Source organism: Methylomonas rosea (genome assembly GCF_024505055.1).
Classification (GTDB): Bacteria; Pseudomonadota; Gammaproteobacteria; order Methylococcales; family Methylomonadaceae; genus Methylomonas; species Methylomonas rosea.
In genome coordinates this window covers 77093-90825 of the sequence record NZ_JANIBL010000003.1, presented here as the reverse complement: position 1 = coordinate 90825, position 13733 = coordinate 77093, and the positions used below count along the sequence as shown (strand labels likewise).

The 13733-nt window shown below is 53.5% G+C and carries 10 protein-coding genes and 1 riboswitch; all 10 genes read left to right on the top strand.

Annotated elements, in window-relative coordinates; all coding sequences use genetic code 11:
- Window positions 1–85: 85 nt before the first annotated feature.
- The 10 genes from NP589_RS01890 to NP589_RS01845 all read left to right on the top strand — a co-directional run bounded on the left by NP589_RS01890 (window position 86) and on the right by NP589_RS01845 (window position 13564).
- Window positions 86–1135 carry an NAD(P)-dependent alcohol dehydrogenase gene (locus NP589_RS01890; RefSeq protein WP_256605434.1) on the top strand — a complete coding sequence of 350 codons (1050 nt, stop codon included), beginning with the start codon at window positions 86–88 and terminating at the stop codon, window positions 1133–1135.
- 210 nt (window positions 1136–1345) lie between these two features.
- Entirely contained in the window at window positions 1346–5308 is a 3963-nt protein-coding gene (locus NP589_RS01885; RefSeq protein ID WP_256605433.1) for a CHASE domain-containing protein, read from the top strand.
- Window positions 5309–5516: 208 nt separating this feature from the next.
- Window positions 5517–6143, top strand: a complete 627-nt coding sequence (locus NP589_RS01880; protein WP_256605432.1) for a glutathione S-transferase family protein — start codon at window positions 5517–5519, stop codon at window positions 6141–6143.
- Window positions 6144–6182: 39 nt separating this feature from the next.
- The gene (gene murI, locus NP589_RS01875; RefSeq protein ID WP_256605431.1) at window positions 6183–7031 is read left to right on the top strand and encodes a glutamate racemase; all 849 of its coding nucleotides are present in this window, start codon (window positions 6183–6185) and stop codon (window positions 7029–7031) included.
- A 62-nt stretch (window positions 7032–7093) separates the two neighbouring features.
- Window positions 7094–7570: a cupin domain-containing protein gene (locus NP589_RS01870; RefSeq protein WP_305890900.1), complete on the top strand. Its 477-nt coding sequence runs from the start codon at window positions 7094–7096 to the stop codon at window positions 7568–7570.
- A gap of 24 nt (window positions 7571–7594) precedes the next feature.
- On the top strand, window positions 7595–7876 hold the full coding sequence (locus NP589_RS01865; protein ID WP_256605429.1) for an antibiotic biosynthesis monooxygenase: 282 nt from the start codon (window positions 7595–7597) through the stop codon (window positions 7874–7876).
- Window positions 7877–8542: 666 nt separating this feature from the next.
- Window positions 8543–8624: riboswitch (cyclic di-GMP riboswitch) on the top strand.
- 69 nt (window positions 8625–8693) lie between these two features.
- The gene (locus tag NP589_RS01860; RefSeq protein WP_256605428.1) at window positions 8694–9821 is read left to right on the top strand and encodes an autotransporter outer membrane beta-barrel domain-containing protein; all 1128 of its coding nucleotides are present in this window, start codon (window positions 8694–8696) and stop codon (window positions 9819–9821) included.
- Window positions 9822–9878: 57 nt separating this feature from the next.
- Window positions 9879–10718, top strand: a complete 840-nt coding sequence (locus tag NP589_RS01855) for a hypothetical protein (RefSeq protein WP_256605427.1) — start codon at window positions 9879–9881, stop codon at window positions 10716–10718.
- A gap of 70 nt (window positions 10719–10788) precedes the next feature.
- Window positions 10789–13251, top strand: coding sequence for a dockerin type I domain-containing protein (locus NP589_RS01850; RefSeq protein ID WP_256605426.1), 2463 nt, complete (start codon window positions 10789–10791; stop codon window positions 13249–13251).
- Window positions 13252–13330: 79 nt separating this feature from the next.
- Complete coding sequence (locus tag NP589_RS01845) at window positions 13331–13564, top strand: hypothetical protein (RefSeq protein ID WP_256605425.1); 234 nt, start codon at window positions 13331–13333, stop codon at window positions 13562–13564.
- The last annotated feature ends 169 nt before the right edge of the window (window positions 13565–13733 follow it).

Sequence of the window (13733 nt, the reverse complement as noted above, 5' to 3'; positions counted from 1 at the left end):
GCCCGGAATTGGCTGTTGCCCCGTCCGGTCACGTTAACTGGCTAGCGCGGGCAATAAGTGCACCCTCTAAACGCAGGAGATCGATATGCTTAAAACGGTTGGCTATGCTGCCTACAACCCGCAAACACCGCTACGCTCATTTCATTTTGAGCGCCGGCAACCCGGCCCGGAGGATGTGCGTATCGAAATTCTCTATTGCGGCGTTTGCCATAGCGATTTGCATCAGGTGCGCAACGAATGGCGCGGTACCACGTTTCCGATAGTGCCGGGGCACGAAATTGTCGGCAGAGTCGTGGAAGTCGGCTCCCACGTCACCAATTTCAAGCTGGGTGATTTGGCTGGGGTGGGCTGCATGGTCGACTCTTGCGGTGTCTGTCCCGATTGTCAGGATCATCAGGAGCAATTTTGCGATCAGACAATATTTACCTACAACAGCCCGGACAAACATACCGGCAAAATGACTTATGGCGGCTACTCCAACCAGATCGTGGTCGATCAGGGTTTTGTATTGCATGTTTCCGATAAACTTGAGCTATCCGCGGTAGCCCCCTTGTTATGCGCCGGTATCACCACCTATTCGCCGTTGCGGCACTGGAAAATCGGCAAAGGCCACAAAGTTGGCATCGTTGGGCTGGGCGGCTTGGGTCACATGGGACTGAAATTCGCGCATGCTTTTGGCGCGGAAGTCGTACTGTTTACGACTTCGCCAGGCAAGGAAGCCGATGCCAAGCGCTTGGGGGCGAGCGAGGTGGTGATTTCCAAACATGCCGACGAAATGGAAAAGCATTTAAACAGCTTCGATTTCATTTTAAATACCGTCGCCGCGCAACACGATCTGGATCAGTATCTGAGTCTGTTGAAGCGTGATGGCACGATGTGTCTGGTTGGCGTACCGTCGGAGCCGCATCCGTCGCCGAATGTCGGCAACCTGATATTCCGCCGCCGGGCACTGGCCGGATCGCTGATCGGCGGTATTAGCGAAACCCAGGAAATGTTGGATTTCTGCGCCGAGCACGGCATTGTTTCCGACATTGAGTTGATTCCGATGGCTGGGATCAATGATGCCTATCAACGCATGTTGAAAAGCGACGTGAAATACCGCTTCGTGATCGATATGGCAACTTTGCCGGTCTAAACACTCATCAAAAAGGCCTATCCCCCGGTTCTTAAATAGCGCAGCTCCAGCTTTCACGGGGAATTTAGGGCCGGGTTAACATTCCCACAGGCAGGGTGCTGAGAGGCCTTGCAACATTCGATTGTTCAGGTTTTGCTTGGCCGCCAATCCTATCAGCATTTGACCTATAATCTTCATCTCATTTCTGATAGTGTGTTGGACAGAGAACGCATGCGTTTGAGCTTTTACCGATATATTTTTCTGACAGCAAGCATTGTCGTGGCCGGTTGGGCAGCCCTGCGCTTGGCGATACCACCGGGCTATGCCAGCCCGATTTGGCCGCCGGCCGGCATTGCGTTGGCTGCGGTGCTGCTTTGGGGTAACAGAATCTGGCCGGGAATATGGTTCGGATCGTTCCTGACAAATCTGTTGTACGGGTACGATTTAAGCGGCTATTTGACGCCGCCGACGGTTTTCGTGGCGATGGGGATCGCTGTCGGCAGCACTTTACAAGCACTGGCCGGTGCCTGGCTGTCGCAACGCTTTCTGGAGCCTGGCGTACCGCGTCTGGATAACGGCAAAAATATTTTCCGCTATGTGTTACTGGTTGGGCCTTTGGGTTGCTTGATCGCTGCCTCCGCCGGGGTGGGTACTTTAGCGGGATTCGATGTGGTAACCCATGCCAACATTTCGATTGCTTGGTGGAATTGGTGGATAGGCGATTGTCTGGGAACCATCATCATATCGCCTCTGGTGTTTTGCTTGTTTGCAGAGCCAAGAATGCTCTGGCGCCCCAGATTACTGGGTGTAGCCATGCCTATGGTAGCGATGTTGGCGGGACTGATCGTGACTTTCGTGCTGGTTTTGCGAGCGGAAGACAGCCGGCTGCAACTGCATTTCGACAACAATGCCAGTGCGGTCAATAAAGCCTTGGCGGAGAACTTTTCCGCAGTTCTGAAAGCGTCTTTTTCGCTAAATAGTTTTTTTCAAGCGGCCGGCCCGGTTGATCGGGATAAATTCGGCGTTTTTGCTAATAGTGTGTTGACACAGAATACGCATATTCAAGCGCTGAGTTGGGTATCGCAGATCCCGAGCGAACAGCGGGCGTCTTACGAACAGTCGTTCCGTGATCAAGGGTACAAGGATTTTACGATCAAGGAGCTTGGCACGGATCGGCAGTTTATCAAGGCCCAGGAGCGTGCCGAGTATTTCCCTGTCACCTATATCGAGCCTTTAGCCACCAATAGACCAGCGCTGGGTTTTGATTTGAGTTCCGAGTCCGTTCGCAGAGAAGCGCTAACCGAAGCCAAGGCCAGTCAAGCAGTTAGCGTCACCCGGCCCATTCAACTGGTGCAAGACGGTCAACCTAATCAAGCCGTATTGCTGATGATGCCTGTCTACCTTGCTAGTTCCACGGGCGCGGAGTCGACGTTTAGCGGGTTTTTGTCGACAGTGGTGCGAATTGATTCTTTAGTGAATGCTGCCATGCAAGGTTTAAATCTTGACAATATGAATGTGGCGATTCTCTATTACGATGCGGAAAACCACAGCGCGCTTTTACACGGAACGCTGAACGCGGCGAAGACCGGTATAAGCGAGTCCAGGCAATCCATCCGCTTCGGCAATCGTATGCTGGAAATTATTGTCCAGCCGGAGGCTACCTTCGTTTCGACGCATGCCTCCTGGCTACCGTGGATGGTGTTACTGGGCGGATTGCTGTTTACCATGCTGCTAAGCGTGTATCTATTATCGGCTACCGGCAGAGCGGCGATGGTGGCGGCACTGGTCGATCAGCGTACCGCTCAACTCGATGCGGCAAACTTAAGTTTAAAGGATGCGTATATCAGTTTGGCGGAGAAGGGGCAAAAGCTTCAGGACCTGTATGAACTGTCGCCCTTAGGTATCGCTTTGCTGGACGTGCACGGCAAGTTCGTTGAATTCAACCATGCGTTCCAACGGATGACGGGATATGCGGCGGAAGAACTAAAACAACTCGATTATCTGAGCTTATCCGCCGATAAAGAGCAGAGTTTGGACGAGCAATTAAATTGGCTGGCGAAAACCGGACAATACGGTTCCGACGAAGCCACGTTCATCCATAAGAGAGGGCGGCCGGTGTCGTTGCAACTGAGCGGTACCAAGGTCGCCGGCACCGAAGGTCAAGATTATATTTGGTTCATCGCCGAGGACGTTACGCAAGCCAAAGCCAATAAAGAAGTTCTGCGGCAAAGTGAGTTGAAATATCGAAAGCTGTTCAATAGTTCGCATGATGCGGTAATGATGGCCGACAGCAGCGGATTTTTGGATTGCAATCAGGCCACCTTGGATTTATTCGGCTATGATGCCGTTTCCGAGTTTTGCCGTATGCACCCAGGCACGGTTTCCCCGCCAAACCAAGCCGATGGGAGAGCTTCGCTAGAGTTGGCGAACGAATATATGGCTACCGCGATCAAAAACGGTCACTTGGAATTCGAGTGGCTGCATCGGCGTGCCGACGGCAGTGTTTTCCCGGCGCAGGTGACGTTGGCTCGGGTTAGTCTGGACGGCCACTTGGTGTTACAAAGCGTGGTTCGCGATCTTAGCGAGCAGAAGCGGGTGGAGCAAGCCTTGATCGAAGCCAAGGAGGCTGCCGAGAGCATGGCGGCCTTCAAATCGGAGTTCCTGGCCAACATGTCGCACGAAATCCGCACGCCGATGAACGCGGTGATCGGTTTGTCGCAGCTGGCGTTGAATAAGCCGGTATCGGCGGAGGTAAGGGATTATCTGCAAAAAATCCACGGCAGTTCGGTCAGTTTGCTCGGCATACTTAACGATATTCTCGACTTCTCGAAAATGGAGGCCGGTAAACTGGGTATCGAACAGGTCGATTTCAACCTGAATAACGTGCTGGATAATCTGCATAATTTGTTTGCCTTGTATGCAGCGGAAAAATGTCTGGACTTCAAGATAGACGTTGCGCCCGGCGTACCCTTAAGCTTGGTGGGGGATGCATTGCGCTTGCAACAGATTCTCTCCAATCTGCTGGGCAATGCGCTTAAGTTCACCGAGCAGGGCAGCGTCACTTTGCGGGTGGCCTTAGTCGATTTAAACGGTGCCCAGGCCAGGATACGTTTTAGTGTTGTGGATACCGGTATCGGCATTCCCGAAGCGGATCTGCCCAAGCTGTTTCAATCCTTTAGCCAGCTGGATACGTCGATTACTCGCCGCTTTGGTGGTACCGGGCTGGGCTTGAGCATCAGCCAAAAACTGCTGCAAGTGATGGGTAGCGATTTTAATGTCGAAAGTAATCCGGGCTTGGGTTCGAATTTTAGTTTTGAGTTAGTGCTGGGCGTTGCCGCGCAGCAAGCCGACTTGCCGGCGGCGCGGCCACATACCGAAACCCAGGCGGGTGGGTTGGCAAAGACGCTTGGCGAGCGCGGCGCCGCATTGCGGGGTATGCGTATCCTGGTAGCCGAAGATCATGTGATCAATCAGAAAATTTTGCAGGAATTTTTGGCGTTATGCGGGGTTAGCGTCGATCTTGCCGGCAACGGCCGCGATGCCTTGGCCTTGCTGGCAGAGCATACTTATGATGCGGTGCTGATGGATATTCATATGCCGGTGATGAGCGGCCTGGCCGCCACCGAACAGATACGCCGGAACCCCGAGTATAAAGCGCTGCCGATTATCGCACTGAGCGCCGGCGTGACCCAGGAGGAGCGGGACAAATGCCTGGCCAGCGGTATGAACGAGTTTGTGGTCAAACCGATTCAACCGATGCTGCTGATTGAGGTGTTGTGCAAACAGATCGGTAAAGGCGCTGTTGGCGATTCGGCTAACGGGGCTTTTAAGAACGAGCATCGCGTTTCGTCGTTCAGCTTACGGGATTTGCCCGGTTTTGATTTCAGTAATACTCTGGATCTGTTGGATGGCGACGAAGGTTTTTTGAGCGAGTTGCTCAACAGTTTCAGAACTAGCTCGGCAAGCACGTTAACAGAACTTGATAATTTGCTGGATAAGCGGGATTTTCAAAAAGCGCGGGACATGCTGCACGGTTTGAAAGGCGTCGCCGCTAACTTGGGAGCAAGCCGCTTAGAACTGGCCGCGACGAAATTTTATATGTCGCTAAAGCATGACAGTTTAAATCAGGCCGACTACGCCGAGTTCAAACGGGTAATGACTGAAACGCTGACTGCGCTGGAACCATTGGGGTAGTTGCGCGATTTTTTATGTTTACCTGGTGGCTCCTGCCTGAGCGCTTTCGTTGAGCATTCACCTGCTTTGGCTTTAGACGACCATCATTTTTTTGAAATTGGTAGGCTGCTATGCCGATCAAGATCATCAGCGTCGGGTTAAGTTTATCAGTGTAAAATCCGGCGCCATATTGCCGTTAGTTCAACCATCCAGCCAAGGAGAACGCACAATGAATGATCTGGTGTTTTATACCAATCCGCAGTCGCGTGGGCGCATCGTCCACTGGATGCTAGAAGAACTACGCGAGCCTTACGAAACGGTCTGGCTGGAATTTGGCGCCGCGATGAAAAGTGCCGACTATCTCGCTGTTAACCCGATGGGCAAGGTGCCAGCGCTGAGACACGGCAATGCGTTCGTTACCGAAACCGCTGCGATTTGCGCATATTTGGCTGATCGTTTTCCGGAGAAAAATCTGCTTCCGGCCGCAAACCATCCCGCGCGCGCCGATTATTTCCGTTGGCTGTTTTTCGCGGCCGGTCCGCTGGAGCAGGCCGTTACCGCCAGGGCGCTCGGTTGGCAGGTGCCCGAGGGCAGGAACGGCTTTGTCGGCTTTGGCAATTACGAGGCAGCAATCGATGCCGTCGAAAAGGCGCTGTTGCCCGGACCTTATATTTGCGGCGAACAATTTACTGCGGCAGATGTGTACGTCGGCTCGCAGCTGGGTTGGGGGATGATGTTTGGCACCATCGACAAGCGTCCGCTGTTCGAGGACTATGTGGCGCGGATCTATGCACGTCCGGCTGCCCTGCAAGCCATTAGCCTAAACGAAGCGTATTTGCAACAGCGCCAAGCGTGAGCAATTTACAAATTGCCTAAAACCAGACTGCATCCATCAATGACAGCGTTGCGCACTGATGCCCCCATTGGCGTATTCGATTCAGGTGTCGGCGGTCTGTCCGTGCTGCGGGCAATCCGCGCAGAGCTACCTATGGAAGACTTGCTCTATGTGGCTGACTCCGGCTATGCGCCCTACGGCGACCGGGATGCGGATTTTATTGCGGATAGAGCCACAACGATCACCGAATTGCTGCTCGATGCCGGCGTGAAGGCCATCGTGGTGGCGTGCAACACCGCCACGGTGGTCGCGATTGAAAAGCTGCGTGCTTGGTGTCCGGTGCCGGTGGTGGCGATGGAGCCAGCCATCAAGCCGGCCGCGCAAACCACTAAATCCGGGGTGGTCGGCGTGCTGGCCACCAGCCGCACACTGGCCAGCCCAAGTGTGGCCCGGCTGTGCGCGGCTTACGGTAAGGACATTGAAATACTGTTGCAGCCTTGTCCCGGTCTGGTCGAACAAGTTGAAAAGGCGCAATTGCACAGCGAGGCCACGCGCGAACTTTTGGTGCGCTATCTAGCACCTTTGCTGCGGGCTGGCGCCGATACCATCGTGCTGGGCTGCACGCATTACCCGTTTCTGGCGCCGCTGATTCGTGACATCGTTGGGCCGGATGTGGCGATAATAGACCCGGCCACCGCCGTGGCAAAAGAACTGGTGCGGCGTCTGAACGGCAATCTTATGTCTATTTCCGGTGAGCGGGCCGCAGAGGTCAGCTTTTTTTCCAGCACCGCGATCGAAGAGGCAAGCTTGATTATATCGGCACTCTGGGGTAAACGCGTGTTTGTCCAGGGAGCCAGCCAGCTCGGCCATCGCGTCCAGAGCTCCAGGCTAATATCCACCGGATTTTAAAATACCGGGCGTGACGTTTAAGGCGTTAGGCTCGGCGCGCGGATTTCTACTTGCGGGACACCATGAACGATAAACATACTCCAATCGCCGTGCCGGCGGCAGACGTCACGGCACGAACCACATCACTCTATCCGGAACCGTTTGCCTCGCGCATGGCGGGGCGAGAAAAGCGCCGCCTCGGCGATGTATTCGGCCTGGCAAATTTTGGTGTCAATCTAACCAAGCTGGCGCCCGGCGCCAGTTCGGCTTTACGCCACACTCATTCGCTGCAAGACGAGTTTATTTACATACTGCAAGGCCACCCGACACTGGTAACGGACACCGGCGAAACCCCGCTTGCGCCGGGAATGTGCGCGGGATTTAAAGCCGGCACCGGTAATGCGCATCAACTGCTGAATCGCTCGAATGAAGAGGTGCAGTACCTGGAAATAGGCGATAGGACTGTTGGAGATGCGGTAATTTACCCGGACGACGATTTGCAAGCGAGTTTCGTTGACGGCAACTGGCGGTTTACCCGTAAAGACGGCGAACCATACTAAACAAAGGACCGAACGAGAGCGTCTATGCCACACGTATTAATCATCCATGAGGTCGCTGCATACCCGGCCTGGAAGCAGATTTTCGATCAGGCCGCCGAGATTAGAAAGCGCGCCGGAGAAATCAGCTACCAGTTGCTGCGCTACGACGACGATGCGAATAACATCGTCCACTTTTCTGCTTGGACCTCGCTGGATCATGCCCGGCGCTTTTTCGAGTCCGCGGAGTTGGCGGAAATCAGAAAACAGGCCGGCGTAAAAGCACCGGAATTTATCTATTTGCAGGAGATAGAGCGGGGTGTGCTTTAATCGCGACACATCCCCTGATGTCCTGCAGAGGTAAGTCGAATGACGATTTTGCTGACGCGCGAAGCACTCAGCTGAAGCAGCTTGCAAATCGGGAAAATCCTGCGTGACGGTTAGGGCGTTATGCCCGGATATCGAGCTTCCGCTTCCACGGGAGTGCCGCTATTCGCTCCTCCTTATCGGCCGCTAGGTCGGTGCTTCATCATTCCGCGTTATACAAAAGCACTGCCAATGATTTGCTATTGAAACTCTAAGCAACGAACGGCCCACATTACACGCCAACTGGTCATTTTAGGGTTAATGGCCTTACAGATGGCGATGCACAGCCCTTCTTCCATGTCTTAAATTCTCTTTGACTATCGGCTCCGCACAGGAGGCAGTTCAGTTGCCACAACCGATTTTTGCTCGGTCTAACTGCTCTAGTTTATGCGGATGTAACCCTATTTAGGGACCAAATTGATAAATCAGTGTTTTCCCTCAGGGTGTGTGCGATATGCCGTAAAAGCCATAACAAACCTGCGGTTAAGTCGGCGCAAAAAAGCAGCGATAAATTTGTAATCAATAGCTTACAAGGCAGATAGCTAGATGGCACGTATTTTGATGTCTTTAAATTAGAGAATTCCAATATTCTCAAAGACGACTATGTGGCCTGTGCAGACAAAAGCGACGGTCGTCAATCGCCAACCCCGTTGCGAAGCGGGTTCGGAAAGTTGCGGGGCTTGCAGCAAAGCAAGCTGGCCGAACTACTCCCAGGTGATAGGGGGGTGCGGCATATGCCGTATATCACAGACATCCCTTAATATTTTCAATGGAACACTTTATGACAAGACATTTTCAATTGACAGCCATCGCCGTTTTGCTGGGCGTAAGTGGTATCGCACAAGCGGCATTAACTGTGACCAGCGGACCAGTCAGTTTTAGCGGCTCCGCGTCGGTCACGGCAACCGGGGGACAGGTAGCTTCCGCAACCAATTCCAACAACGGCGCGACTATCGCCAATGTCGCGCTTGGTCAGTTTGACGCAGCGAACGGCGTACTTACCGGTGTCGATATACAACTCACTTCCAATCGTACCCAAACCATCAACGGTACTGGTAACAAGAATAATGGTCCGGGTAGAACAGTTAACGGTAGCGGCACCAGCAATGCATCTTTATCTGCGGCTGGGGTGAGCGCTATTTTTGCACCCAATTTGACTCAAGCCGGCTCCGGTTGCGCTTTAGCCCATGGTCCAACCGGTCCGGTAAGCTGCAGTTGGGGGCCAAATACCGCCGCCGCAGTCACAACCGACACCACGGTCGGTGCCGACGAACAGAACCTCAACGATTATGCCGGTGGCACTGTGAATACGTCGCTGACTTTGCCCTCTTTATCCGCTACTAGCACCATGTCTGCAACTCAAGGCCAAGCGGGTAGCGGCTCATCCGCTACCTACAAAGTTGATTGGGCCGGCTCATTGCAAGCCAATTACAGCTATTTGCTGCATTCGCTGGCGTCTTTCGACGGCAGTTCTGTGACCAACACCTTAACCCTGGATTTTGGCAACGTCACGCAAAACAGCAGTGCTGATCTGAGTTTTAGCTTGTTCAATCTCGCCGATGCCGACCGGATCGGTCTGGATCTGGATAGCGTCAGCGGCAGTGGCGATACCGGCACCTTGACCACGAATCTGACGTCGTTTAGCGATCTGGCGCAGGGTTCAAGCCTGGCATTCGTCGCCAATTTGCTGACTTCGACTACTGGCGTCTTCAACGCACAGTATCTACTCAATCTGTCCGATGCCGATTTCGGTGCCAGCAGCACCAGACAAAATCATCAGCTGACGTTAAATCTGGTTGGCAATGTGGTGGGTAACGTCACTGCGGTTCCCGTACCCGGCGCGGTTTGGTTGTTCAGCAGTGCGTTACTGGGCCTGCTGGGAATAAACCGTCGTAAACAAACGGCTTAATTTGATAGGCATCTTAGCTCGTTGGCCGCCGCCAACGAGCTTCCAAAAGGACAGTGTATGAACGCAATCAATTCTAAAAATATACGACTCTTCGCTCTGTTGTTAGGTACGTTTTCAGCGGCATGCGCGGATGCCGCGACTGTGACGCTGCTGGACGAAAATTTCGATGACGGCAGCAACACTTCGATACAGAGCTTATTGTCATCAAATCCGACAGCACTGCCGACCGGCACCCTCTGGTCGTCAACGGCAACGGCCAATTCCGTCAATCTGCGTTTGGGTACAGACTCAATCAACACTTACAACTCAGGTAATCCGTTACAACGCTTTGCGTTGGCCGCCGGCAGCAACTTCTTTCTGCCGGCGACTTCTGCCAACAAATTTCTGGTGATGGGTGACGACAGCGGCCAATTGGCCGGGTCGCCGACCGCAGGCACTTTTGGTTTCGCCACGCCTTTTACGCTGGCCAGCGGCACCACCGACATCACGATCAGTTTCGATTGGGTGTTCAGCGCTTTCCTATTCGGCAGTGCAACTCCCGATACAGATCAGTTCAAGGTGGGCATCTCCGGAAGCGGATTCAACATCAACTCGCCGCTTACCACTACGGCTAGTGTCATTGATCAATCTATTTTTAGCTATGGCAAAACTTACGGGCCCGACAGCGTGACCTTGGCGGTTGCCAGTCTCGGTGCGGCGGATGTCAACGGCAATTATTGGTTGAGTTTTGGCCTATTCGAGAATGCCAGCTCGGTGACCAACGGCGCTGTCGGTATAGACAATATCAAGATCACCGCCAATCTGGCTCCAGTGCCTTTGCCCGCCGCCACTTGGTCATTCCTGACCGGTTTCATGGGTTTGCTGGCACTGGGCAAACGTAAACGCTCCGCCTTGTAAGCTGATTTGAAAGAGGCTTTTCAACAGATTATGCAAGGATGCTGCGGGCAAATTTGACGTGAGACAATTCATGATAACTATAAAAACCATCATGCTGTTACTGGCGGCGGTGTTCCCGCTGCCATCGGCCATGGCCGCCAATTTGCTCGGCAACGGCGGCTTCGAAAGTCCGGGGACGGTGACTACTTATAAATTCCTCAGTAACAACGATACCACCAGCGTCACCGGCTGGACGGCGATAGACGATGCAGTCGGTGAAAGGCCGTATCTGATGTACAAGAATCGGGCCGGCGGCAACTATACCAAACGGGTGTTTGACGGCCTGTATGCCGTGGCGATCAACCAGGGCTCCGGCATAAAAACCACGTTTCCGGTCATGGCCGGCGTAACCTATACCTTGTCGTTCCAGGCTCGCAAAGGCACAACGGCCGGATATACGCCGCTTGAAGTGTCGGTGGCCGGTTTCAATACCAGCTTCGCTAGCGTGACCGGCAGTTTCCAGCTGTTGACCTATACCTTTACCGCCAGCGCCACCAATCCTGTGGCGGAACTGCGGTTTTTCAATAGCGCGCCGACGCCCGATTACAAGACCTACGACATCGATGCAGTGGTAGTGGAAGAAGGAACCGGACCGACCACGCCGCCCAGTCCCTTCGTCGGCCTTCCCGCAGATGCGGGCGATCCGGCCTTTACCACCAGTCATTTCTCCGGCTCGCAGAATTGCGCGATGTGCCACAACGGTATCGTCGACAATCAAAGTAAAGACGTTTCCATCGTCACCGATTGGTCGTCGACGATGATGGCCAATTCGTCAAGAGATCCGTTCTGGCGTGCCAAGGTGCGCAGTGAGATGTCTCGCCACCCTGAGCTGCAAACCGTCATCAACGATAAATGCAGCAAATGCCATGCACCGATGGCTAACGCTCAAGCTAAAAAAGACGGCAGCAGCGCCAGCCAAACCATTTTCGACGGCGGGATTCTCGACGTCGGCCACGCCAAACACGATGCAGCGATGGATGGTGTTAGTTGTACCTTGTGTCATCAGATTCCGGCTACACCGGCCCTTGGCACCTTGGCGACCATGTCCGGCAATTATGCCATCAACGACAGTAAAACCATCTACGGACCCTACGGCGGTCCCGGCGATGCCGCGCTGTTCACCATGCCGATGATAATGCATACCGGCTATACGCCTACCTATGGTGCGCAGATCAAGGAGTCCAAGTTATGCGCATCCTGCCATAACCTGAAAACACCTTACGTCGATCAAAACGGCACCATCTTGAGCACCACGCCGGAAAGCGAATTCCCCGAGCAAACGCCATACATGGAGTGGGAACAAAGCAGTTATGTCGGCCAAAAAAGTTGCCAAGGCTGCCACATGAGCCGCACCGATGGCGTGAAAATTTCGACCATGGGTATGTCCGGTTTACGCAACAATTTTGCGATTCATGATCTGGTGGGTGCCAACAAATTGATGCTGGATATTCTCAGCAACAACAAAAACCAGCTGGGGGTGTTATCCAATAATTTCGCCGAAACCCTGAGAAAAACCGATGCGATGTTGAAAAGTGCGGCGACGGTTACGGTTGCCGAGCAGCGATCTACCGCTAATGCGCTGGACTTTACCTTGCAGATTAACAGCACTACCGGACACAAGCTGCCAACCAGCTATCCGTCGCGGCGAGCTGTCGTGCATGTCATGGTCACCAATGCGCAGAATCAAATCGTTTGGGAATCCGGAAAGGTCAGGGCTGACGGTAGTATTGTCGGAGTAGATGCCGATGAAAACCGCGCGAGTTTTGAGCCCCATTACGATCAAATCACTGCTGAAGATCAGGTGCAAGTCTACGAAGCGATCATGGGCAACGACCAAGGCGAAGTGACTTACACCTTGTTACGCGGTAAGGAGTATTTGAAAGATAACCGCATTCTGCCGCCTGGGTTTAATAAAGCCAGTGCGCCCGCCGATGTGCGCGTCGCAGGTTCGGCTGCGACCGACAGCAACTTCATTGGCGGTGGCGATCAGATCAGTTACCAAGTCGGCGGCCTGCCGGTGGGTAATTATACGGTCAAGGCTGAGCTGGTTTATCAAACCCTGTCGCATGCCTATGCCGAGGATTTGTTCAGCGACACGGCCACGCCGGAAGTCGTGGATTTTAAAACCATGTTCGATGGCTCCTCGCAAAAGTCCAGTGTAATAGCCAGTGCCGAGTTCGCCGGTGCGGTCGCAGCACAGCCAGCGCCGGATTCCGACGGCGACGGCGTGGCTGACAATCTGGATAACTGCAAACTGGTCGTCAACGCCAATCAGCGCGATACCGACGGCGACAGTTTCGGCAATATCTGCGATCCGGACTTCAACCAGAACAACGTGGTCGATCCGGCCGATTTGTCCAGGCTGAAATCCAAGCTCGGCACGGTGTCGGCAAATGAAGACTTAAACGGCAATGGGGTGGTCGATCCCGCCGACTTGAGTCTGTTGAAAACCTATTTGGGCAAAGCACCCGGACCAACCGGTATCACGCCCTAAGTTTGGCGGCGGGGGCTCGTTTAAAGCCCCGCCGCGAGCAGGGTCAATCTCGTTTACTTTTAATTGAATGGAGCATTACATGAAACATCCTGTTTTACTTATCGGCGCGCTTGCCGCGACACTACTATCGACCGCGCCTGTTTCGGCTACGGTTGTCGCCACCAACGTCGTAAAATTCAGCCAGGGCGAGAATATTAACGTTTCAGCCGGCGATACCTTTACCGTGGACCTAATCGGTGAAAACTTTCCGGATGGTCCGGACGGCGCAGCATTTTCCTTGTCTTGGAGTAGGGAGGGGTTGGAAAACGGATAGGTTTACATCAAACAAAACACCCCGGACGCCCCGAAAACTCTAGTTTTCAGCCAAAAACAAAAAATTCTTGAATTCCGGACAGAATTGGCATGAAAGCGCGGAAAAACTCATCGCTTAGTCGGAAAAATACCGATGCCGATTGCGGATTAATTACCAATTTAATGCCGTT